Origin of the sequence: Lautropia mirabilis (assembly GCF_900637555.1) — a bacterium.
In the GTDB taxonomy this organism is placed as follows: domain Bacteria; phylum Pseudomonadota; class Gammaproteobacteria; order Burkholderiales; family Burkholderiaceae_E; genus Lautropia; species Lautropia mirabilis.
Window position 1 is genome coordinate 2,451,698 of sequence record NZ_LR134378.1, and the last position, 23,288, is coordinate 2,474,985.

At 66.4% G+C, this 23,288-nt stretch carries 15 protein-coding genes and 1 riboswitch; of the genes, 8 read left to right on the top strand and 7 right to left on the bottom strand.

Translation table 11 applies throughout. The annotated features are described in order from the left end of the window. Window positions 1–280: 280 nt before the first annotated feature. The 6 genes from EL249_RS09995 to EL249_RS10020 all read left to right on the top strand — a co-directional run bounded on the left by EL249_RS09995 (window position 281) and on the right by EL249_RS10020 (window position 8,812). Window positions 281–3,487, top strand: a complete 3,207-nt coding sequence (locus tag EL249_RS09995) for an Rne/Rng family ribonuclease (protein ID WP_005672686.1) — start codon at window positions 281–283, stop codon at window positions 3,485–3,487. Window positions 3,488–3,545: 58 nt separating this feature from the next. After that, a complete protein-coding gene (moaA, locus tag EL249_RS10000; protein WP_005672685.1) occupies window positions 3,546–4,691 on the top strand; it encodes a GTP 3',8-cyclase MoaA in 1,146 nt (381 codons plus the stop codon). Next, entirely contained in the window at window positions 4,684–5,310 is a 627-nt protein-coding gene (gene mobA, locus EL249_RS10005; RefSeq protein ID WP_005672684.1) for a molybdenum cofactor guanylyltransferase MobA, read from the top strand. The genes moaA and mobA overlap by 8 nt, the downstream gene beginning before the upstream one ends. Window positions 5,311–5,364: 54 nt before the next feature. Beyond that, a complete protein-coding gene (locus EL249_RS10010; RefSeq protein ID WP_005672683.1) occupies window positions 5,365–6,735 on the top strand; it encodes a molybdopterin molybdotransferase MoeA in 1,371 nt (456 codons plus the stop codon). Window positions 6,736–6,826: 91 nt separating this feature from the next. Next, the gene (locus tag EL249_RS10015) at window positions 6,827–7,438 is read left to right on the top strand and encodes a peptidylprolyl isomerase (RefSeq protein WP_005672682.1); all 612 of its coding nucleotides are present in this window, start codon (window positions 6,827–6,829) and stop codon (window positions 7,436–7,438) included. An 81-nt stretch (window positions 7,439–7,519) separates the two neighbouring features. Beyond that, window positions 7,520–8,812 carry an APC family permease gene (locus EL249_RS10020; protein ID WP_005672681.1) on the top strand — a complete coding sequence of 431 codons (1,293 nt, stop codon included), beginning with the start codon at window positions 7,520–7,522 and terminating at the stop codon, window positions 8,810–8,812. A gap of 31 nt (window positions 8,813–8,843) precedes the next feature. Here the strand turns inward: EL249_RS10020 and tfpB are convergent, their stop codons facing one another. From tfpB to thrS, 5 genes are all read right to left on the bottom strand, one after another. Further along, entirely contained in the window at window positions 8,844–10,682 is a 1,839-nt protein-coding gene (tfpB, locus tag EL249_RS10025) for a type IV pilus assembly ATPase TfpB (protein ID WP_005672680.1), read from the bottom strand. Window positions 10,683–10,919: 237 nt separating this feature from the next. Further along, the gene (locus EL249_RS10030; RefSeq protein ID WP_005672679.1) at window positions 10,920–11,975 is read right to left on the bottom strand and encodes a hypothetical protein; all 1,056 of its coding nucleotides are present in this window, start codon (window positions 11,973–11,975) and stop codon (window positions 10,920–10,922) included. Window positions 11,976–11,986: 11 nt separating this feature from the next. After that, entirely contained in the window at window positions 11,987–13,408 is a 1,422-nt protein-coding gene (locus tag EL249_RS10035) for a hypothetical protein (protein ID WP_126348190.1), read from the bottom strand. Between the two features lie 676 nt (window positions 13,409–14,084). Next, on the bottom strand, window positions 14,085–14,660 hold the full coding sequence (infC, locus tag EL249_RS10040; RefSeq protein ID WP_005672674.1) for a translation initiation factor IF-3: 576 nt from the start codon (window positions 14,658–14,660) through the stop codon (window positions 14,085–14,087). Window positions 14,661–14,678: 18 nt separating this feature from the next. After that, on the bottom strand, window positions 14,679–16,589 hold the full coding sequence (gene thrS, locus EL249_RS10045) for a threonine--tRNA ligase (RefSeq protein WP_005672672.1): 1,911 nt from the start codon (window positions 16,587–16,589) through the stop codon (window positions 14,679–14,681). A 237-nt stretch (window positions 16,590–16,826) separates the two neighbouring features. Between thrS and EL249_RS10050 the strand changes: the two genes are divergently transcribed. Both EL249_RS10050 and EL249_RS10055 read left to right on the top strand, forming a co-directional pair. Continuing rightward, complete coding sequence (locus EL249_RS10050; protein WP_197721583.1) at window positions 16,827–17,768, top strand: Acg family FMN-binding oxidoreductase; 942 nt, start codon at window positions 16,827–16,829, stop codon at window positions 17,766–17,768. Window positions 17,769–17,830: 62 nt separating this feature from the next. Further along, window positions 17,831–17,973, top strand: a riboswitch (TPP riboswitch). Window positions 17,974–18,147: 174 nt separating this feature from the next. Next, window positions 18,148–19,650, top strand: coding sequence for a sodium:solute symporter family protein (locus EL249_RS10055; RefSeq protein WP_005672666.1), 1,503 nt, complete (start codon window positions 18,148–18,150; stop codon window positions 19,648–19,650). 45 nt (window positions 19,651–19,695) lie between these two features. On the opposite strand, the gene rlmB is transcribed toward EL249_RS10055, so the two are convergent. Beyond that, window positions 19,696–20,439 (bottom strand): 23S rRNA (guanosine(2251)-2'-O)-methyltransferase RlmB, encoded by a 744-nt coding sequence (gene rlmB, locus EL249_RS10060; RefSeq protein WP_005672663.1) that lies wholly within the window; start codon window positions 20,437–20,439, stop codon window positions 19,696–19,698. 227 nt (window positions 20,440–20,666) lie between these two features. Next, a complete protein-coding gene (gene rnr, locus EL249_RS10065; protein ID WP_005672662.1) occupies window positions 20,667–23,285 on the bottom strand; it encodes a ribonuclease R in 2,619 nt (872 codons plus the stop codon). Window positions 23,286–23,288: the final 3 nt, after the last annotated feature.

Sequence of the window (23,288 nt, forward strand, 5' to 3'; positions counted from 1 at the left end):
CGCTCGTCGGGACAAGAACAACGGAACCCAAAGGCCCTTCACGTCACCCCATCCGGCCCGATGATCACGACAACCCCCGCCCGCAGCCTCCCTGCCGGCTTTGCCGGCCGTCAGACGATCCCGTCTGCGCGCTGCCGTGCCGTCGTGCGCGCCACCGACGTGCCCTTGCGGCCTTCTCGCCGTCACTGTTTCGATGATGCCTGCCCCTGCGCACGGCTCGGGGGTCGACCCATGCTCGCTGGTCCTACACACCACGCCAACGTGTGCATGGAGTCATGGCATGAAACGCATGCTGTTCAACGCAACCCATTCGGAAGAACTGCGGGTTGCCATCGTCGATGGCCAGCGGCTGATCGACATTGACATCGAGTCCGCCGGACGCGAGAGTCGCAAGAGCAATATCTACAAAGGGGTCGTCACTCGTGTCGAACCCTCGCTGGAAGCCTGCTTCGTCAACTACGGCGAAGACCGTCACGGCTTCCTGCCCTTCAAGGAAATCTCCCGATCCTACTTCCGTCAGGATGTCGAAGGCGGCAAGCCGCTGCGCATCCAGGACGTGATCAGCGAAGGCCAGGAACTCATCGTCCAGGTCGAGAAGGAAGAGCGCGGCAACAAGGGCGCCGCCCTGACCACGATGATCTCGCTGGCCGGCCGCTACGTGGTCCTCATGCCCAACAACCCCCGTGGCGGCGGCGTGTCGCGCCGCATCGAGGGCGAGGACCGGCAGGAACTGCGCGAGGCCATGGACAAGCTGCAGGTGCCCTCCGGCATGAGCCTCATCGCCCGCACCGCCGGCATCGGTCGCTCGGTCGAGGAGCTGCAGTGGGACCTGAACTACCTGCTGCAGCTGTGGCAGGCCATCGAATCGGCCGCCAAGTCGGCACCGGGCGCCTTCCTCATCTACCAGGAATCCAGCCTGGTCATCCGCGCCATCCGTGACTACTTCACGGCCGACATCGGCGAGGTGCTGATCGACACCGAGGACATCTACCAGCAGGCCACGCAGTTCATGAGCTACGTGATGCCCGACTACGTGGCACGCGTCAAGTACTACCGCGATGCCACCCCGCTGTTCTCGCGCTTCCAGATCGAGCACCAGATCGAGACCGCCTACTCGCGCGTCGTGCCGCTGCCCTCGGGTGGCGCCATCGTCATCGACCACACCGAGGCGCTGGTGGCCATCGACGTGAACTCGGCTCGCGCCACCCGTGGCTCCGACATCGAGGAAACGGCCTTCCGAACCAACATGGAGGCGGCCGAGGAAGTGGCCCGCCAGATGCGACTGCGCGACCTGGGCGGCCTCATCGTCATCGACTTCATCGACATGGAGAGCAGCCGCAACCAGCGCGAGGTCGAGCAGTGCCTGAAAGAAGCGCTCAGCCTGGACCGTGCCCGCGTGCAGACCGGCAAGATCTCCCGCTTCGGCCTGATGGAGCTGTCGCGCCAGCGGCTGCGTCCGGCGCTCAACGAAGGCACCCACATCACCTGCCCGCGCTGCAACGGCACCGGCGTCATCCGCGACATCGAGTCCTCGGCCCTGCACGTGCTGCGCGTGCTGCAGGAAGAGGCCATGAAGGAGAACACCGCCGCCGTGCACGTGCAGGTGCCGGTGGAGGTCGCCACCTACCTGCTCAACGAGAAGCGCACCGAGATCGCCACGCTGGAAGCACGCCTCAAGGTCGAGATCGTGCTGATCCCCAACAAGTCGATCGAGACCCCGCTCTACAGCCTGGAGCGCCTCAAGCACGACGACGAGCGTCTGCTGACCTACCGTGCCAGCTACGCCATGGCCGAGGCCAACGACGAGGAAAACACCTACCTCGCCAACAAGTTCAAGCAGCCCGGCAACCGCCAGGAGGCCGTGGTCAAGGGCATCACCCGCGACCAGCCGCCGGCACCGCCGCCCGCCCGTCCGGCTGCAGCGCCCGCCGCATCCTCGACACCTGCCGCTTCGTCCACTCACGGTGGCCTGCTTGATCGCATCCTGAACCTGTTCGGCTGGGGCGCCGCCCACGGTGCCGAGACCGCCGAAACAGCGGAGCGTCCGTCCGACGATGGTCGCAATCGCACCGCCCGCAACGCCGGCAACGGCACGAGTCGGAGTGAACGCGGCAACCGTCGCGGCGAGCGCAGCGACAGCGAAGGCCGCAACGGTCGGCGCAACGAGCGCAATGGCCGCAGCGAGCGCACGGAACGTGCTGAGCGGACCGAACGTGCCGAAGCCTCCGACAACGGCAAGCGTACCCGTGGCGAACGGAGCAACGGTCGCCAGCGCGACGAGGCCCGCGACACCCGTGAGCCGCGTGAATCCCGCGAAGGTCGTGACACCCGCGACGCGCGCCAGAACGGCGAACGCGCCGATCGCAATGGCCGCAACGAGCGCGCCGAGCGCCAGGAACCGGCCGAGCGCAACGAACGCATCCAACGCAACGAGCGACCCGAAGGCGCCGAGGCCACCGGCCAGGAGCGCAGCGAACGCCCAGCCCGCGGTGAACGCGGCGAGCGCCGCAACCGGGGCGAGCGTGCCGAGCGCAACGTGCGTGACGAAGCCACCGAAGAGCGCGTCGAGGCCACCTCGGCGGAAGGCCAGGAGCGTCAGCGTCCGGAACGGGGCCGTCGTCGCCGTCAGGCCGACAACGCCGAGGGCGTGCAGACCGAAGGCCTGGACACCCTTCCGGCCGAGACCGCTGACGAAGCCCCGGCCCCCGCACCGCGCGAAGGCCGTGGCCGCCGCTCGGCCGAGCCCGCCAGCGACAGTCACGCAGTGACGTCGGACGAACCCGCCGCCGAGGCCGCTCCGGCCGAAGAAGCCGCTTCGACCCGCGCCCCGCGTCAGCAGGCTCCCCGTCAGGAGACCGCCCCGTCGGCCGCCGCAAACGACGAGGAAGCCCCAGCTGCCGAGGAAGGCGAGCGCCGCCGTCGCCGTCGCAGCAACCGCCGCGACCGGACCGAAGCCGATGCCGGCCGTGAAGGCGCTGCACCGGCCGAGACCGCCGGCACGACCGAGGCAGCCCCGGCTGCTTCCGAAGGAGCCGACGCCGCCGTGACGACTCCGGCCGAAGGTCGTGAGCGTGCCGAGCCGCGCGAGCGTCGTGCCCCCCGGGCAGCCGCCGAGAAGGTCCCCGCTCAGGAGGCCGACAGCAGCGCCGCGCCCCGCAGCCAGGAGGACGCCCGTGCCGAGAAGGCCGACAAGCCCGCCGAAGCACCGGCGCGCCGCCGTGGCAACGCGGATGACACTGCCCAGGCACCGTCGCCCCGTCCACAGGCAGCACCTGCCCAGCCTGTCCCCACCCGGGCACTGGAGGAAGTGGTACAGTCGGCAGGACTGGAATGGGTGCAGACCAGCGCGGCCCCGCAGGCCGAGCCTGTCGTGACCGCGCCCGCTGCTCCCCGGCCGCGCCGGCAGCGCAAGCCGCGCACGCCGGTCGCCGCTGAACCGCTGCAACAGGTGGAAACCCAGGCCGGCAAACCGTCGGACGAGCAGTAACCACCTCGCCGGCCCGGCAGGCCTCGCCTGTCGGGCCGGTTCACTCTCTTTCCCCTTCATGGCAGAACGAGTCATACCCATTGCCGACCAGCGCAGTCGCGGTATCCTGCCGATGCAGCCGCTCCGCCTGCAGGACGGCCCATCGGCGCTGCCCATGTCTCCGGACGGCGCCCTGCTTGACGCCCGTGGCCGCCCCCTGCACGACCTGCGCATCTCGGTCACCGACCGCTGCAACTTCCGCTGCTCGTACTGCATGCCGCGCGAGGTCTTTGGCAAGGACCATGAATTCCTCTCGCACGGCTCATTGCTCAGCTTCGAGGAGATCACCCGCGTCGCCGGGCTGATGGTCGGTCTGGGCGTGAAGAAGATCCGCCTGACCGGTGGTGAGCCACTGTTGCGACGCGACCTGGAAACGCTGATCGCCCAGCTCAGCTGCCTGCGCCAGCCCGACGGCCAGCCCGTCGAACTGACCCTGACCACCAACGGCTCGTTGCTGGCCAAGAAGGCGCAGTCACTGCGCGAGGCCGGACTCGATCGCGTCACGGTCAGCCTGGACGGCCTGGACGATGCACTGTTTCGCAAGCTCAACGACGCCAACTTCCCGGTTTCCCGCGTGCTGGCCGGCATCGAGGCCGCTGCCCAGGCCGGTTTCTCGGGCATCAAGGTCAACATGGTGGTGCGCCGCGGCCTGAACGACGGCGAGATCCTTCCGATGGTCGAGCATTTCCGCGGCACCGGACACATCCTGCGCTTCATCGAATACATGGACGTGGGCACCAGCAACGGCTGGCGCATGGAAGAAGTGCTGCCCAGCCGTGACATCATCGCGCGCATCCACGCCGTGCATCCGCTGGCCCCTGTCGATCCGAACTATCCCGGCGAGGTGGCCCAACGCTGGCGCTTCCTCGACGGCGCTGGCGAGATCGGCGTCATCTCCTCCGTCACCCAGCCTTTCTGCGGCGACTGCTCGCGTCTGCGGCTGACCACCGAAGGCCAGCTCTTCACCTGCCTGTTCGGCCACCAGGGCCATGACCTGCGGGGCCTGCTGCGCCGTCAGCTGCCCGATGAAGACATCCGTACCGCGTTGATGAACCTCTGGCAGGGACGTGACGACCGCTATTCCGAGCTGCGCAGCAGCCAGAAATCCGCCAGTCCAACCTCCAACGGCAAAAGGCGGGTGGAAATGAGCTACATCGGTGGCTGAAGATCCCATCACCGGCCTGGTGCTGGCCGGTGGAGCAGCCCGGCGCCTGCAGGCTGCCCACCCCGGCGCCGACAAGGGACTGCTGCCCCTGGCGGGCAGGCCGCTGATCGCCTGGGTCATCGACAACCTGGCCCCGCAGGTGCAGAGCCTCGTCATCAGCGCCAACCGCCACCTGGACGACTATCGCCAGCTGGGCCATCCGGTCCTGCCGGATCGGCTGCCCGACATGCCCGGCCCCCTGGCCGGCATTCATGCTGCCCTGTCCGTCTGCCCCACCGAGTGGCTGGCCGTGGCCGCCTGCGACACCCCTTTTCTGCCCCCCGACTGGGTTGCCCGGCTGCAGCACGCCCTGACGGGCAGCAGCGCCCCCATTGCCTACGCCCACGATCCCGACCAGCCCCACCCGCTGGTGGCCGTACTGCATCGCAGCCTGCTGCCCTCACTGGATGCCTTCCTGAAAGCCGGCAACCACCGGGTGCGACAGTGGTATGGCCAGCACGGCGCTCAGGCGGTACCCTTTCCCGATCCGCAAGCCTTCCAGAACCTCAACACCCCGGAGGAATGGCAGGCTGCCGAAAGCCACCTGCGCTCGCCTGCCCATCCGCATCCTTCACCCTGAGCCCCATCCGGAACCACGCCCGGCTGGCACCCCCATCTCGCCCGAGACCCGTTCATGAGCACCTCGACCGACTGGCCCTCCCTCGCTTCCCTGCTGGCCCGCCTGCCGGACTTCAACCCGGACGCCGTACCTGTGGCCCAGGCCCGCGAGCTGCTGGCGGACTGGGTGGCACCGCGTGTCCAGGCGCGGTCGATGCTGGTTCAGGCGGAAGCCCTCGGCCGCGTGCTGGCCCGTGACGTCGTTGCCCGCCTGGATCTGCCCCCCTGTGACAACGCGGCCATGGACGGCTACGCCCTGCGTCATGCCGACCTGAAGCCCGAGGGCGACACCACGCTGCCGGTGGCAGGCCGCACGCTGGCCGGCGATCCCCCGGCCACACTGCCCCCCGGGCAGGCCTGGCGCATCATGACCGGCGCCCCCATGCCGGCCGGCGCCGACACCGTGGTGATGCAGGAGCACGTCCAGCGCCGCACCAATGACACCGCCCCGCACGACACACGCGCCCAGCCGGACACAGGCACCCACCCGCAGGAAACGATCACCCTCCCGGCCGGCCAGAAACCCGGCCAGAATGTGCGCCGCCGGGGTGAGGACATCCGCACAGGCCAGACCGCCCTCCCTGCCGGTCGGATCCTCTCGCCCATGGACCTGGGTGTGGCTGCCTCGCAGGGCATCGTCGATCTGCCCGTTTTCGGCCCGCTGAAAGTGGGCGTTTTCTCCACCGGCAACGAACTGGTCCAGAGCGGGCAGCCGCTGGCCGCTGGCCAGATCCATGACAGCAACCGTCCGACCCTGCTGGCGCTGGCACGCAATCGAGGATTCGAAGCCATCGACCTGGGCTGGCTGCCCGACGATCCCGCCATCCTGACGAAGGCCCTGGCCTCCAGCATCGATCAGGTCGATGTGCTGCTGACCACCGGCGGTGCCGCCGGGGGAGATGCCGATCTGCTCTGGCACGTGCTGTCACAGCCCATGCACCACCAGGGCATGGCGCTGCCCACCGAAGCCCACGCCTGGAAACTGAAGCTACGCCCGGGGCGCCCCCTGGTCATCGGCCGCATCGGCCAGACGCCGGTCTTCGGCCTGCCCGGCAACCCGGTGGCGGCGCTGCTCAGCTTCCTGTTCGTCATCGACGCCGCCCTCCAGAAAATGGCGGGCATCACCGCCCCGCGCCCGCTGCCGCGCATCCGCGCCCGCGCCGGCACGGCCATCCGCAAGCGCCCGGGCCGGCAGGAGCTGCTGCGCGTGACGCTCTGCTACCATGAATCGGACGATCTGCCGGTGGCCATGCCTGCCGGCAGCCAGAGTTCTGCCCAGCTGCGCTCGGTCGCCGAGGCCGACGGCATCGCCGTGCTGCCCGAAGACCAGGGCCCGGTCGCCGAAGGCGACCGGCTGGACGTGGTGCCGCTGCACGGCCTGCTGTAATCTGCGCCCCCATCCGCAGACCGTCTCCGATCAGCACGTTCGATCAGCCAGGGCCGGCGAACACCGCCTTTTCACCAGGATCCCGCACCGCATGAACGCCACTCCCCATTCCCACCGCCTGCTGCTGGCAGCAGCCCTGGCGCTGTCGGCCGGCAGCGTGCAGGCCGCCCAGACCACCGGCAGCCAGCCCATCGAGAAGGCTGACCCGGCCGCCATCCAGCCGGATACCGACGTACCGCCCCCACAGCCCATCAGCGATGAGGTGATCGGCCAGGAATACGACGCTTACCGGCAGAGTGTGAAGGGCCAGAAGATGTATACCGTCAGCTACATCCTGCTGAGCGACGAAACGGAAGCCCGCCAGTGGATCGCCCGACTCCGAAGCGGCGCCTCCTTCGAGAAGGCCGCACGAGAGCACTCCAGGCACCCGCTCAGTGCCAAGGAGGGCGGCAAGCTGGGCACCTTCGCCACCTGCCGCTGGGCCAGGGACACCGTGCAGCTGCTGGACACCCTCAAGCCCGGGCAGATCTACGCCAAGCCCGTCAAGGCCAGCGCCGGCTGGGGCATCTATCGCCTGGATGCCGTCAAGGCCCTCGAACCGATCAGCTACGCGCAATACAAGGAACAGCTGCTGTCGGCCACCTTCAAACCCGAATGCCCGTGGGTGCCCCCCGTGACGGTGGGCGTGCCGCGTGAACCCTGAGCCACACGGCATGGACCTGATCACCCCTAAGAGCCCCGACCTGACAGAACGGGGATTTGTGTGAGCAGCAGGACGGCGACGATGGACCACGACAACGACAGCCACCGGATGGGCCTGGTGGCCGCCACAGCCATGTCGGTCACGATCGTCGTGGGCGCAGGCCTGCTGACGCTGCCCGGACTCAGCTACGCCCAGGCCGGGCGCCTGGGGCACCTGCCCTGGCTGCTGATGTCCGTCCTGATGCTGCCGCTGCTGGCCGTGTTCGCCTTCTTTGCGCGGCGGCACCCGTCCGCCGGTGGCGTGGTCGGCTACATCCGCCTCAGCCTCGGGCCCCAGCTGGGTGCCGCCAGCGAAGCCATCGTCATCGGCACCTTCTCGCTGGGACTGCCCGCCATTGCCCTGATCGGCGCCACCTACCTGCAGCAGACGCTGCCGGCTCTGCCCGTGGCCGCCACCGCCATCGGCATGGTCACCATCGGGCTGCTCTTCGGTATGTTCGGCCTCCGAGTATCCGGCGCCGTCCAGACCGCCATCGCGACGCTGATCGTTCTGGGCCTGCTGGGGCTCTGCGCCGGCTACTGGCTTCATGCCCCCTCGGACACCGCTCCCGGCACGTCCCTCCTGACAGGCAGCGACATGCTGCCCATGCTGTCCGCCAATGCACTGCTCGGCGTCCTGTCGGCGCTGCCCCTGGTGCTCTTTGCCTACACGGGCTGGGAAATCACCGCCTTCCTGGCCGAGGACATGCAGGATCCCGCCCGCAACCTGCCGCGTTCGATCTGGGCCAGCTTCGTCATCGTCACCCTGCTGTACGTCTTCGTCGCCTGGACGGTAGCCAGCGCCGCCTCCGCCGACGAAGGCTGGCGACTCGCCCCCATCGCCCAGCTGGCCGACAGCTGGCTGGGCGTTGCCGGGCTTCGGCTGACCGGGATCATCGCCACCCTGCTGATTCTGGCCAATGTCACCGGCGCCTTCCTGTCCACCTCCCGCGCCCTGTTCTCGGCCGGGCGCGATGGCCTGCTGCCCCGGGCACTGGCCCACGTGGACCAGCGGGGACTGCCCGTGCGCGCCATGCTGACAGGCTGGGTACTGTACGTGGTCGTCATTCTCGTCACGCAGACGTCCGGCCTGGGCGTCGAGATGCTGCTGCAGCTGGCCGGCCAGAACTTCTTCGTGCTGTATCTGCTGGCGGCCGTGGGCTACACCCGCCTGCAACACCGTACCGGCCCACGTCTTCTGGGCCTCGTCGCCATCCTGCTGGTGCTGGCCATGATGAGCCTGTTCAGCCTGCCCGACGTTCTCTACTGCGGCGCGCTGGCCCTGCTGGGCCTTTGGGGCGCCCGCAGAACACCCCGTGACGTCGTCTCCGGTTGAGACGGATCATCCCACCTGAAGCGGGACGGGCCTACAGCTCCACCGGTGGCGCGTGCCGCAGCGCCTCATCGATCGTCGTGAGCCCGGCCGCCACCGCGGCGGCACCCGCCATCCGCAGGGGACGCATGCCATGCTTGATGGCCGCCAACCGCAGCTTGCGCAGCTCCGGCCGCTCGGTGATGTACTGGCGGATGCTCTCGTTGTTGGCCAGGATCTCGTAGAGACCGGTCCGCCCGCGAAAGCCCCCCATCCGGCAGGACGGACACCCCACCGGCCGGTAGATGGAGGCCGGCCGGGGCACGTTGCGGAAGGGCTTCACGAAGTCTGCCCACATCTCGTCCGTCACCGAATCATCGGGCTGCTTGCACTCCGGACACAGCGTGCGTGCCAGCCGCTGCGCCATCACCCCAATGAGCGTCGACTGCAGCAGATACGCCGGCACCCCCAGATCCAGCAGTCGCGTGATGGCGCTGGGCGCGTCGTTGGTATGCAGCGTGGAGATCACCAGGTGACCCGTGAGCGCGGCCTGCACCGCCATCTCCGCCGTTTCCAGATCCCGGATCTCGCCCACCATGATGATGTCCGGGTCCTGACGCATCAGCGCCCGGATGCCGTCGGCAAAGCCCAGATCAATGGCCGGCTGCACCTGCATCTGGTTGAAGCTGTTCTCCACCATCTCGATCGGATCCTCGATGGTGGAGACGTTCACCGCCTCCGTGGCCAGCGCCCGCAGCGTCGCATAGAGCGTGGTCGTCTTGCCCGAGCCGGTCGGCCCCGTCACCAGCACGATGCCGTTGGGCCGTCCCGTCATGTCCTGCCAGCGCGCCAGATCCTCGCCCTGCAGCCCCAGCTGCGCAAAGTTGCGTGACAGCACCTCCGGGTCGAAGACCCGCATCACCAGCTTCTCGCCGAAGGCCGTGGGCAGCGTGGACAGCCGCAGCTCGATCTCGTGGCCATCACCCGCGCGCGTCTTGATGCGACCATCCTGTGGCCGGCGCTTTTCCACCACGTCCATACGGCCCAGCAGCTTGATGCGGCTGGTCATCGCCGACATCACCCCCGGCGGCACCTGGTAGACGTTGTTCAGCAGGCCATCGATGCGAAAGCGCACCACCCCCAGATCACGCCGGGGCTCCAGATGGATATCGCTGGCCCGCTGCTCGAACGCATACTGCCAAAGCCAGTCCACCACCGTGACGATATGCTGGTCGTTGGCATCGAAATGCCGGCCATTGCGGCCCAGCTCCACCAGCTGCTCGAAATTGTTCTGGACCGCTGTCTGGCCGTTGCGCTGCGCACTGCGGATCGTCCCCGCCAGATCGAAGAACTCCGCCAGATAGCGCTGCAGCTCCAGCGGACTGGCCAGCACCGGCATCACCCGCCGGCGCAGCGTGTGCGACAGCTCTGCCACCCATTCCGCCGTCAGATAGGGCTCGGCCGTGGCGATCGTCACCGAATCCGGCGTGACCTCCAGCGGCAGGATGCGATAGCGATTGGCATAGGCCTTGCTCATCACCTCACCGATGCGCGAGAAATCCACCTTCAGCGGATCGATGCGCACATGCCGCCAGCCGATCTGCCCTGCCAGCCACTGACACAGCCAGTCCACATCCAGCATCGCATGCGGAGGGTTCAGCCCCTTCAGCTTGCGCTCGGCAATCATCACCAGCGGATGCCGGTCAGCCGACGACAGCAAGGCATCACGCGACAGCGTCTGGCGCGTTTCCTCGCTGATCTCGCCCTGCTCGGCCAGCAGCGCCAGCAGCCGGTCGATCATCAGCCGCCGGCCGGGCTCACCCGGCATCAGCCGCGTGCCCGCCGCCTGCGCACGCCCCTCCGGCGCCCGCACCTCCATCCCGGCCTCTACCATGCGCACCACCCCATCGTGTCCATGGTTTCCGATTAGACCCCGTCAGCGTCTTCGTCACCGCGTGCCCAAGACAGAAGGACAGCACAGACCGGTGCAAGGTCAGACACCCGGACCAGGAAAAACATCAAAACGCCAGGACACCCGATGCACATGGGGTCGGACAGCCGGGAGCGGATGGGGCCCGGACAGCCGGGGCGACGGCAGGCATGTGCGGCCGTCATCGCCCACCCGGGGTCTTCACGGCCCCCGGAACTCCAGCCCCTTCAGTGCATTCATCGCCTGATAGGCATCGCGCACATGCCGCATGGCCGTCCTTGCACGCGGGCTCACCGGCACCTCGACGACACGCTGTCCATCCACAAAACGCAGCACAACCTTGCGCGCCTGCAGCAACCGGTCCAGCCGCTCCAGTCCATCATAGTCGTCAAGCGCATTGTCCGACCACCACAGCCCATCCAGATCCTCGCGGGCATGCAGATAGAAACCAAGATCCTTGCCATCGGCCAGGACGCTCACCTTCACGTCCCGTGCCGCCCCCTTTCGGGGCGCTACCTTCTGACGACGATGGACCTGCAGCCCCAGATGAAGGCCTTCCTGCGATTCGTCCCGGGCATGGCGCCCATCCCGGATGACCAGAAAGATGGGTTCCTGCTCCCGCCCGGGCGGCGTGCTTCGGTCCTGGTACCAGACAATGCCACCCACCCGGTCCTTCTGGCTGACCAGAAAGCGCAGGGCCGCATCCCGTTTTGCGGTCTGTGCAGCCATCTTCTCTTGCCACACGCCGCGCTTTCGCTCCTCTTCCTTCATCTTCGCCAGCGAGTCCCGGATCAGCGCGTCTGTCTGCGCCTCCTCGGCCCCGTATGCCAGCCATAGCTGGCGCACACGCTGCTCTTCCTGCTCCCGCTGTCTGACAGCCTTCTCCAGCTGGAGAATCTCCGGATCATTCAGCACCTTCAGACCCTGGATGACCTGGACAGCCCCCGCGGTGTCGCCCAGCGCCAGCTGGTTGTCGATCCCCTGAAGAATTTCCTCCCGCTGTGCCGCCACATGCCAGCGCAGCTCGGACAGCGCCTTCTGGTGCTCCACCACCACCTCGTACCCGGCCAGCTCCGGCGTCGGCACCGGCACCGATGGTGCGAAGACCCCCTTGCCGAACGGATACAGCAGCAGGTTCACCAACAGGACAAACAGGACAATGCCGACGAAGACCCGGTCCTCTTCATCAACAGAGAGGAAATAAAGCCCCAAGGCCCCCAACATGATGATCAACAGCAAGACGCTGCCCAAGACCATGCTGCACGCTCCTAATCGGCCACGCCAGTGCCCACAGCGCTGGCGTTCGCCAGTCGCTGCTCCTCTTCGTAGCTGGACAGGGCCGCCTCGTAGAGCGTCAGCGTCCGACGCAGGGAATTCCTTTCCTGAGCGCTGATCTCACGCTCGATCATGCCCTTCTGGCCACCGATCCGCAGCTTGCTCCTGCTCCGGTCGATGATGTCCAGCACCAGCTTGGCCTCGCGCTTGCCCACCGGTTTGGCCCACCACACCACATTGCCCTGCTCTCCGGACTCGGCACCGATGCCAGCCGGCACCTCCTCCGGCGTCCAGATGATCTCGACCTCGAAACTGCGGATGGGCAGGGCATTCGGCCCGTCATACTGCACGCGCAGCATCAACACGGGCTTCTGCCCATCCTGCATGCCCAGCAGCAGGAAGAATCCGGTTCCCGTACTGCATCGCACGCCTTCGCTGTCGTGATACCAGGTCATGGCCCCCTGTGTCGGTCCCACACACGGCCAGCGCTTCAAGCCCTTGAGCTGCTCGCGTATCCGGGCCTTTCCCTTCGCGACGGCTGTGGCCATATCCGCACGTGCCAGAGAAACGGCATCCTCCACGGGCGGCTTCCTGTCATTGCGCCCCGCCGTCCCGGGCATCGTGCCTGCACGGCCGGCGTCATCCTCGCCCCGGTTGGCGACGGCCGTGCCAGTACCGGCCACCGTCGCGTTACCACTCACGACCTGCTGCAGATTCTCCGCCGCCTTCTGCCGATAGCGCTGGACCTCACTGTCATTCAGGCTCTCGAACAGCCCGGCCCGGTCATGCAATTCCTGGTAGCGGCCCTTCTCCTCCAGATACGCCAGATCTTCCAGCACCGCCTTGCGGTTCGTGGAAAACCACACCACCAGCCGTTCATGCGCCTTCGCCATGCGGTCTTCGGCCTGCCGCAGCGCCCGTTCCCGCGCGGCCATCGCCTCGTACCGTTCGATCAGCTGCTGTTCGGCAGGACCCCTTTCCGACATTGGCGGTGGGGCTGAAGACTGTGCTGCCGATGTCGGGGCTGTGGATGGGGCTGCGGACACCAGGGCTACGGATAGGCCGGATGCCCCTTGGTCCGTCCCCTCGGGGGACGCCTCACGCGTCTCCTCATGACGGGACAGGCTGTCCGCAGGAGCAGACGCCGGCGCTCCTGCCATGGACTCATGGTGTTGCACCGCGGCGGGCGTTGCACCGGGTGTTTCAGGTACCGTCGCGGGTGATTCCGGCACGGTCGTAGATGCCGATGGCACCGTCGCGTGTGCTGGCACCACCTTCTCCGTGCTGTCGCCTCGGGAATCAGCCGTCGCAGGCGGTTCATCATCCTGGCTGAGCCACAGCGCCACCGCGATGATGGCCACAAAGACCAGCAATCCGCTGACCACCAGCAACAGAAAGTCCCACACCTTCTTCATGCTCTACCCCTGCCTGCCCAAGGCGCATCCACCTGCGGCCATCACCGTCATTCATGGGGTTCGGTGCATCGGCCTTGCGTCCGATGCCCGCTTTCATGGGAAAGACACGGACAGCCCCGCATGACCTTAGCAAGCACCTAGCGCCTTCATCTTCCGCAAGCAGACAGACGGACGGCAGGGCCGAACGGCGCGCACACTGCCCATACCAAGGCCCGGAAGTGCGAAGCCACCAAAGGCCTCGGCAGCTGTACGGGGGCAGCTATATGAGGGAGGCGTGACACAAGACCTCCGCCCCCTTGGCCTCTTGTGTTGTTTCCCTTGATAGCGGCTTCTCGATGCGGAGCACTCGTCAAAGCGATCTTCCAAAAAGGCGCAGGCCCGTCAACGAAGCCGCCCTCACCAGAACGACAACCAACACAAACCAAAGCGCACCGGGACTGGGTACCTCCACAGGCGCTCTGGAAGCGAAGCGGACAGCATGAGCCGAGGAAGGTACCCGGTCACGGGGCGCCCTTCATCGAAGCCGTCTTCCAACAAGCAAACGCCTACCAACGAAGCCGCTATTCGTCTGACGCAAGCCGTGAACGAAGCCCCCTCTTCCGCCGTACCAAAGCCTCACAAGCCCCAGCAAACAAAAAAGCGCCTCACAAGGAGGCGCTTTTCATCGGGGAAGCGATCACTTCTTCTTCTTGGGTGCCACCATCATCACCATCTGGCGGCCTTCCAGGCGGGGCATCGATTCGACCTGGGCGATTTCCTCGATGTCGTTGCGCACCCGTTCCAGCAGGCGAATGCCGAACTCCTGGTGGGCCATCTCACGGCCGCGGAAGCGCAGGGTGATCTTCACCTTGTCGCCGTCCTGCAGGAAGCTGATCATGTTGCGCAGCTTGATGTTGTAGTCGCCGTCGTCCGTCTGCGGGCGGAATTTCACTTCCTTGATCTGGACGACCTTCTGGCGGGCCTTGGCTTCGGCAGCGCGCTTCTGTTCCTGGTAGCGGAACTTGCCGTAGTCCATCAGCCGGCAGACCGGCGGGGTGGCGTTGGGCGCGATCTCGACCAGGTCGACATCGGCCTCTTCGGCCATGCGGCGTGCTTCACCCAGCCGGAAGACCCCCAGCTGCTCGTTCTCTTTGCCCAGCAGGCGAACCTCGGGGGCGTGGATTTCACCGTTGATGCGGTGGTTGCGTTCGGTAGCGATGCTGATTATCTCCGAATGAACTGGACGAAAGCCGGCAGCAGGCTGCCGGCCCAAGGGCGATGAGAAAAGACCTCAGTTCGCCTTCTCTGCCACCTGCTGCGCCAGCAGGCTGGCGAAACCTTCGAAACTCATGCTGCCCAGATCCTTGCCCCCACGGGCGCGGACGGCCAGCGTGCCTGCCTGCCGATCCTTCTCGCCGACCACGACGAGATAGGGGATCTTCTGCAGGCTGTGCTCCCGGATTTTATAGCCGATCTTGTCGCCCCGCAAATCCGAAATAACCCTAAATCCTTGTTTTATCAGCCGTTGCCGGATGTCCTCGGCATAGTCGGCGGCCGTGTCGGTGACGGTGAGCACCGCCACCTGCACCGGTGCCAGCCAGGTGGGCATGGCCCCGGCATGGTGCTCGATCAGCATGCCGATGAAACGCTCCATGGATCCGACGATGGCGCGGTGCAGCATGATGGGACGACGACGGCTGTTGTCCTCCGCCACGTACTCAGCGTCCAGGCGCTCGGGCATCATCGGGTCATACTGGATGGTGCCCACCTGCCAGGCGCGACCGATGGAGTCCTTCAGGTGGTACTCGATCTTCGGACCGTAGAAGGCGCCTTCGCCGGGCAGTTCTTCCCAGGCCACGTCGCAGGCGGAAAGCGCCGCACGCAGAGCGTTCTCGGCGCGATCCCAGGCCTCGTCGGTTCCCAGACGCTGCGTCGGGCGCAGCGCCAGCTTCACCGAGACATCCGTAAAGCCGAAGTCACGGTACACGGCCATGGCCTGCTGGTGGAAGGCGGTCACCTCGGCCTCGACCTGCTCTTCGGTACAGAAGATGTGGCCGTCATCCTGCGTGAAGCCCCGCACCCGCATGATGCCGTGCAGCGCACCCGACGGCTCGTTGCGGTGGCAGGAACCGAACTCGGCATAGCGCAGCGGCAGATCGCGGTAGCTGCGCAGCGACGCATTGAAGAGCTGCACGTGGCCCGGGCAGTTCATCGGCTTGACGGCGTACTCGCGCTTTTCCGACTCGGAGAAGAACATGTTCTCCTTGTAGTTGTCCCAGTGGCCGGAACGCTTCCACAGGTCCACGTCCAGGATCTGCGGGCAGCGCACTTCCTGATAGCCGTTCTTCTGGTACTTCTCGCGGATGTACTGCTCGATGCGCTGCCAGATGGTCCAGCCACGCGGATGCCAGAACACCATGCCCGGGGCTTCGGCCTGGGTGTGGAACAGATCCAGGTCCTTGCCCAGCTTGCGGTGGTCGCGCTTCTCGGCCTCTTCCAGCATGTGCAGGTAGGCGTCCTGGTCTTCCTTGCGGGCCCAAGCCGTGCCGTAGATGCGCTGCAGCATCTCGTTGTTGGCGTCGCCGCGCCAGTAGGCGCCCGCCACCTTCATCAGCTTGAAGACCTTCAGCTTGCCGGTGGACGGCACGTGCGGCCCGCGGCACAGGTCCACGAAACGCCCTTCGCGGTAGAAGGTGATGCCTTCCTCGGCCGGAATGGACGCGATGATCTCGGCCTTGTACTTTTCGCCGATGGACTCGAAGTACTTGACGGCTTCCTGCCGGTCCCATTCCTCACGCACCACGGTCTCGTCCAGCTTGGCCAGCTCGTGCATGCGCTTCTCGATGGCGGCCAGATCCTCGGGCGTGAACGGGCGCTTGTACGCAAAGTCGTAGTAGAAGCCGTTCTCGATGACCGGGCCGATGGTGACCTGCGCCTCGGGGAACAGATCCTGCACGGCGTAGGCCATCAGGTGTGCCGTGGAGTGCCGGATGATGTCCAGGCCTTCCGGGTCCTTGTCGGTGACGATGGCCACCTCGGCGTCCTCGCTGACGGTGCGGGACAGATCGACCAGTTTTCCGTTGACGCGGCCGGCAATGGCGGCCTTGGCAAGTCCGGGACCAATGGCGGCGGCAATTTGCGCCACCGTGACAGCATCATCGAAACGGCGCTGCGAGCCGTCCGGCAGGGTAATGATGGGCACGACGAAATGAAGGTAGAGGTTTTCTGAAAACGCAGAAAGGCGATTGAAGCAAGCTTTCCATCATATCACACTCACACCATACCGCACAATTTGTACCAGACAGGCAACACTCACATTATCAATAACTATTTCCCATGCCTGTTCATTTTCGCTGCAAAATGGAGATGCTCACAGGAGACATAGGAAATGAATGCAGATTCCCGCATTTCCCCCTCCATCCGCGCGGATTATCTGTTCATGATCGAACAGGCGGTCAGGGCCCCCTCCGGGCATAATACCCAACCCTGGAAGTTCAGACTGTTTCCTGACCACATCGACATCCTGCCCGATTTTTCCAGGGCACTTCCCGTTGTCGATCCCGATCATCGGGAATTATTCGTGAGCCTGGGGTGTGCTGCAGAGAATCTGTGCATTGCAGCCGCGCACAAGGGTTGGCTGGGCAAGGTTTCCACCAGCACTGACGGCATCATTCATATTGAACTCAGCCGGCAGGACGGCATTGAGGCACCCCATTTTGAGCAGATTGCGCGGCGACAGACCAACCGGCGCTGCTACAACGGCAGCATGATTCCCGACAACACCCTCGCCCTGCTGCAAAAGATTCCCATCGAACCTGGCATCGGCATTCACCTTTACCAGAAAGGGACGCAAGCTTTCGATGACATTGCCGCGCTGGTATGTGAAGGCAACAGGCGACAGATGGGCGACCCTGCATTCAAGGCCGAGCTGCGACAGTGGATGCGCTATAACAGAAAACACCAGGACGAAACCGCCGATGGGCTGAGTTATGCCGTTTTCGGTGCGCCGAACCTGCCCCGCTTCATGGCCGAGTTCATCATTGCCCACAGCCTGGATGCGGCAAAACAGAACAGGACCGATCGCCGGAACATCGCCTCCGCCTCCCATTTTGCGCTGTTCGCCACGCACGACAACCGCCGGGAACAATGGGTGGCGCTTGGCAGAACGCTGCAGCGCTTCCTGCTGGCCAGCACTGCCGCAGGCATCGCCCACGCCTATGCCAACCAGCCCAACGAGAACCCCGAGCTGACAGAGCGCATGGCGCAAACGCTGGGCATCAACGAGGAGTATCCGACCATCCTCATCCGTCTGGGGTATGCCAAGGCCTCGGCATACGCCCTGCGCCGCAGCATCAAGGACCTGATCGTCGACGAGGGCTGAGCAGCATTCGGGATAACCATGATTCCCGGCCTTTCCTGCGCCACAACCATTCCTATAATCACGTCCGTTCCTGGGGGAGTCCTACCCGATGGCGCATCGGCACCTGCCGTGCCTTGCCATCCAAGGACTGAGAGTCGGCCACTGGCCAAGACCCTTAGAACCTGATCCGGATCATGCCGGCGAAGGGAAGGAAATCGCATGCAGACCTCCGCGTCCGCGTTCAGCAAGGGCCGCCAGGCGGCTCCCATGCAGGACAGCGCCCCTGCAAGGGATCATCGCCTGCATGCGCCCGCGGACCAGGCTCTGCCGGTCCGACGTCGTCCCTCCCCCGTCGTGCAGCCACCGGCCTGCAACTCACGACATCCCTCTGGGAGAGACCATGTACACCTCTATCGGCACCGGGCCAGCCATCTTCTGGCTGGTGCTTTTCTCGGCCCTTTTCGCAGCGGCCGGCATTCTCTACGCACGGCGCTGGCGCGAGAGCCTCGAAGACTTCGTGGTGGCCCGCAACACGCAGGGCCCCATCGCCACTTTCGCCACGCTGCTGGCCTCCGCCCTGGGCGCGTGGATCCTGTTCTCGCCCCCTGAAGCAGCCACCTGGGGCGGCATCCCGGCCGTGATCGGCTATGCGCTGGGCTCGATGTCCCCGCTGGTGGCCATGCTGCTGCTGGGCCGTCGCATGCGCCAGCTCATGCCCCACGGCCACACGCTGACCGAGTTCCTGCTGACCCGCTATGGCCGGCCCATGTATGCGCTCACCCTCGCCATCATGGTGTTCTACGTCTTCATCGAGCTGACGGCCGAAATCACCGCCATCTCGATGCTGATGACGCTGCTGGCCCCGGTACCGATGGGCCTGACGGCCACCGTCGTGATGGGCACGGTGCTGCTCTACACGGCCGTGGGCGGCCTGCGTGCCTCCATCTTCACCGACAAGGTGCAGATCCTGATCATCGTGCCGATGCTGCTGGCGCTGGTCGCCATCGGCTGGCATGTATCGGGGGGCGCCAGCGGCGTGACGAGCCGCCTGGCCGAGAAGGCACCGGCCCTGCTGGACTTCGGTGATGCCGGCGGCCTGAAGGCGGGCGCCACCTTCTTCGTGGCCATCCTGCTGACCGGCATCTTCCACCAGGGCAACTGGCAGCGCATCTATGCCGCACGCAGCATTCAGGACATGCAGCGCGGCTTTCTGCTGGGCGGCCTGTTCGTGGTGCCGTTCATCCTGCTGATGGGCCTGTTCGGCCTGGCCTGGGTGGCCATGGAGCCGGGTGGCGAAGCCTCGGTGGCGCTCTTCGCCCTGGTGATGCCCAACCTGCCGGCCTGGGTGGCCCTGGCCTTCATCCCGCTGGGTCTGGCACTGGTGATGAGCAGCGCCGACACGGCCATCAGCGCCATCACCAGCATCATTGCCGTGGACGGCGCCCGGCTGCTGCCCCAGGCACGCCCTGCCCGCCTGTTGCGGCTGGCCCGCATCCTCGTGCTGGTGCTGGCCATCCCGGTGGTCGTCGTGGCGGCGCAAGGACTCAGCGTGCTGTACCTGTTCCTGCTGGCCGACCTGCTGTGTGCTGCCGCCGCCTTCCCGGTGTTCCTGGGACTCTACAGCCGCCGGCATGACGGCGTGGATGCCCTGGTGGCCACGCTGGCCGGGCTGGCCGCAGGCCTGTGGATGTTCCCGCGCCCGGGGCAGCCGCTGGACACGCTTCTGGAATCGTTCCTGCTGGCCGCCTGCGTGCCGATCGTCGTGACGGGCCTGATGCGACTGCTGCGCCGTCAGCGCCAGACCTTCGTGCTGGAATCGCTGGATGACGGCGTGCGGCGCTTCGACCGCGAGGACGCCCAGCCCGCCAGTGACGACAAGGCGCCCCTGCCGACCCAGGCGTGACTCTGGCGTGACTCTGGCGTGACTCGGACGTGACCCGGGCCTGACTCAGGCCTGGGTCGCCTGCCGCTGCCGCAGCACCTCGTACAGCACCACACCGGTGGCTACCGAGACATTCAGGCTGGACACCGACCCCATCATCGGGATGGAAACCAGTGCATCGCACTGCTCCCTGACCAGACGACGCAGGCCCTTGTCCTCGGCTCCCATCACGATGGCCACCGGCCCCGCAAAATCGGTACGGTACAGATCGGCGTCGGCCTCGTCGGCCAGGCCGTAGACCCGAAAGCCCGCGTCCTGCAGCTGCTCCACCGTGCGCACCAGGTTCGTCACCAGAATGTAGGGCACCGACTCGCCGGCACCGCTGGCCGTGTGCATCGCCACATCGGTCAGCGGCGCCGCGTGGTCCTTCGGCGCAATCACGGCATCCACCCCGGCACCGTCGGCACTGCGCAGACAGGCCCCCAGATTGCGTGGGTCGGTCACGCCGTCCAGCAGCAGCAGGAACGGCGGCCGCTCGCGCCCCTCCAGATCCGACAGCAGCGTGGGCAGATCCGTGCTGATGGTCTGCGTCTCCACCTGGGCCACCACGCCCTGGTGACGCTTGCCCCCCGCCATCCGGTCCAGCCGTCCGGCCTCCACGCGCGTCACCTGCACGGCCTGCTGCTGCGCCAGCTTCAGCAGGTCTCGCACCCGATTGTCGTCGCGGTGCCGGTCGACATAAAGCGACTTGAAACTGGCTGGTGCCTGGCGCAGACGCGCCATCACCGCATGAAAGCCGTAGAGCAGCATGATGGGACTGGAACAGAAAGGAATGAGATTGCCCGGGATGGTACATCCATGCCCGGGCGCAACTGGCAAGAGCCACCGCCAGGGCGGATCAACGACCGCTCCGTCCACGCCGGCGAATCGGGCCTCCTGTACGGGCACTGAGGCCGCACCCGACAGGCAGCCGAGCGGAGCAGCCTCAGATCGTCATGGTGCGGGCCGGCCTCAGCCGCCAACCTCAGCCGCCAACCTCAGCCGCCGGCCTTGCTGCTGCGACGGCGGCGCACGGCGGCAGCCGGGGTACGTGCTGCACTTCGGCCCGCGCGGCTGCTGGCGCTGCTGCGCGATGCAGCCTTTTCTTCCGTGCCGGCAACACCCTTGGCCGCCACCTTGGCCGGTGCCGTCAGGAGCGCCTGCGTGGGCGCCTTGCTGCGACGTCTGCCTGCAGAAGGCCGGCCATTGGAATCACGGCGTCCGCCAGAATCGTCACTGCGCTGTCCACGGCCTTCAGCGCGCGCATTGCCACGTCCAATATCCTCGACCAGCCGGAAGTCGATGCGGCGTGCCTCCAGGTTGACGGCCATCACCTGCACTTCCACCTCGTCGGTGAGCGCGTAGCGGCGGCCGGTACGCTCGCCGATCAGCACCTGGCCGGCCTCGTCGTAACGAAAGTATTCGCTGCCCAGCTCGGAGACGTGCACCATGCCCTCGACATACAGGTCGTCGAGCGTGACGAACACGCCAAAGGGCGCCACGCCGGTAATGTGGCCTCGGTAACGGTCACCGATGCGATCGCGCATGTAGACGCACTTGAGCCACGCCTGCACATCGCGGCTGGCCTCATCGGCCCGGCGCTCGTTGGCCGAGCAGAGAGTGCCCAGCCGCTCCCACACGGCATGGGATTCGGCCTGCGCCTGCGCAGCCTTCTGGCGGCGCGACGTCTGCGAACGGCTTCGCGTGCTGCGCGTGGCCGGACGCCCCGCTGCAGCCTCCCCCTCGATGGCCAGCGCCGCCACCTTGGCCTGCGCCCCTTCCGTCTCGAACACTTCGTCGTTTGGCTTGCCTGCATCGGCCTCGATGACCGGCAGGTAGCGACGATTCTCCAGCAGCGCCTTGATGGCGCGGTGGTTCAGCAGGTCCGGGTAGCGTCGGATGGGCGAGGTGAAGTGTGCATAAGCATCGTAGGCCAGGCCAAAGTGCCCCTGATTGTCGGGCGTGTAGACGGCGGCCTGCATGGACCGCAGCATCATTGTTTGCAGCAGTGCCGCATCGGGCCGCCCCTGAATCTGCTGCGACAGCACCTGGTAGTCCTGCGGGCGTGGGCCGCGCTTCTCGCGCGCTTCGACCTGAGCGTTGCCCAGCCGAAGGCCGGTACCCGCCAGGAACTCGCGCAGCTTGGCCAGCCGGTCGGGGCTGGGGCCCTCATGCACCCGGTACAGCGCCGGATGCTTGTTGCTCTCCAGAAAATCGGCCGCACAGGTGTTGGCGGCCAGCATGCATTCCTCGATCAGCTTGTGGGCATCGTTGCGGCTCTGGGCGACGATCTCCGTGATGCGCCCCTGCTCATCGCAGAGCATCTTGGTTTCGGGCGTCTCGAACTCGATGGCGCCCCGCTTCTGGCGCGCAGCCTCCAGCGCCTGGTAGAGCGCATGCAGGTCGTAGATCTGCGGCAGCACCGATTTTCGGCGCTCGATGGCAGCCACGTCCTCACCGGTCAGGATGCCCCAGACCTCGTTATAGGTCAGCCGCGCCGCCGAATACATGACGGCCGGATAGAACTGATAGGCAATCACTTCGCCGTCGGCGTCGATCACCATGTCGGCCACCAGCACCAACCGGTCCACCTCCGGGTTGATCGAGCACAGCCCGTTGGAGAGCTTCTCGGGCAGCATGGGAATGACGCGCCGCGGGAAATACACCGAGGTGGTGCGCTCCTGGGCCTCGGCATCCAGCGCGCTGCCTGGGCGCACATAGTGACTGACATCGGCAATGGCCACCAGCAGCCGCCAGCCACGGGGCTTGCCACTCTTCGCGTCGGTCACGGGCTCGCAGTAGACGGCGTCGTCAAAGTCGCGGGCGTCCTCGCCGTCGATCGTCACCAGCGGCACGTCACGCAGGTCCACGCGGTTGCGGTAGTCAGCCGGCCGCAGGCTGTCGGGCAGCGCCCCCGCCTCGGCCAGCACGGCGTCATTGAAGCGATGCGGCACATCGAACTTGCGCACGGCGATCTCGATCTCCATGCCCGCATCGTCCATGTTGCCCAGCACCTCGATCACGCGGCCGATGGGCGGCGTGTTCCAGCCCGGCGGCGTGGTGATCTCCACCGACACCACCTGCCCGGGCTTCGCGCCCTGGGCGCCCCCCGCCTCGATCAGGATGTCGTGCTTGATGCGCTGGTCCTCGGGGGCCAGGATCAGCACACCACGTTCCTGCACCAAGCGGCCCACCACGGGCCGATTGTTGTGCTGCGTCACCTCGACAACCTTGCCTTCCGGCCGCCCCCGGTTGTCAGTCCCGACGCGGCGCACCAGCACCCGGTCACCGTGCATGACCTTGGCCATCTCGCGCGGCGGCAGGAAGATATCGGCGCTGCCATCGTCAGGCAGCATGAAACCGAAGCCGTCTCGATGCCCCGACACGCGGCCGGGAATGAGGTCGATGCGACTGACCAGCATCAGGGCGCCCTTGCGCCCGGCCAGGATCTGACCGTCACGTTGCATGGCGGCGACACGCCGCCGCATTCCCACCAGGGCCCCTTCAGGCACCCGCATGCGCTCGATCAGCTGATCAATGGAAAGCGGCGCGCCTTCCTCGGCCAGCGTATCCAGGATGGCCTGTCGGCTGGGGGGATCCAAATTTTTTTCTGTCATCGA

Coding starts and splice junctions, on each gene's coding strand:
- EL249_RS09995 (WP_005672686.1), top strand. CDS start 281: ATGAAACGCATGCTGTTCAACGCAACCCATTCGGAAGAACTGCGGGTT.
- moaA (WP_005672685.1), top strand. CDS start 3,546: ATGGCAGAACGAGTCATACCCATTGCCGACCAGCGCAGTCGCGGTATC.
- EL249_RS10010 (WP_005672683.1), top strand. CDS start 5,365: ATGAGCACCTCGACCGACTGGCCCTCCCTCGCTTCCCTGCTGGCCCGC.
- EL249_RS10015 (WP_005672682.1), top strand. CDS start 6,827: ATGAACGCCACTCCCCATTCCCACCGCCTGCTGCTGGCAGCAGCCCTG.
- EL249_RS10020 (WP_005672681.1), top strand. CDS start 7,520: ATGGACCACGACAACGACAGCCACCGGATGGGCCTGGTGGCCGCCACA.
- tfpB (WP_005672680.1), bottom strand. CDS start 10,682: ATGGTAGAGGCCGGGATGGAGGTGCGGGCGCCGGAGGGGCGTGCGCAG.
- EL249_RS10030 (WP_005672679.1), bottom strand. CDS start 11,975: ATGGTCTTGGGCAGCGTCTTGCTGTTGATCATCATGTTGGGGGCCTTG.
- EL249_RS10035 (WP_126348190.1), bottom strand. CDS start 13,408: ATGAAGAAGGTGTGGGACTTTCTGTTGCTGGTGGTCAGCGGATTGCTG.
- EL249_RS10050 (WP_197721583.1), top strand. CDS start 16,827: ATGATCGAACAGGCGGTCAGGGCCCCCTCCGGGCATAATACCCAACCC.
- EL249_RS10055 (WP_005672666.1), top strand. CDS start 18,148: ATGTACACCTCTATCGGCACCGGGCCAGCCATCTTCTGGCTGGTGCTT.
- rlmB (WP_005672663.1), bottom strand. CDS start 20,439: ATGCTGCTCTACGGCTTTCATGCGGTGATGGCGCGTCTGCGCCAGGCA.
- rnr (WP_005672662.1), bottom strand. CDS start 23,285: ATGACAGAAAAAAATTTGGATCCCCCCAGCCGACAGGCCATCCTGGAT.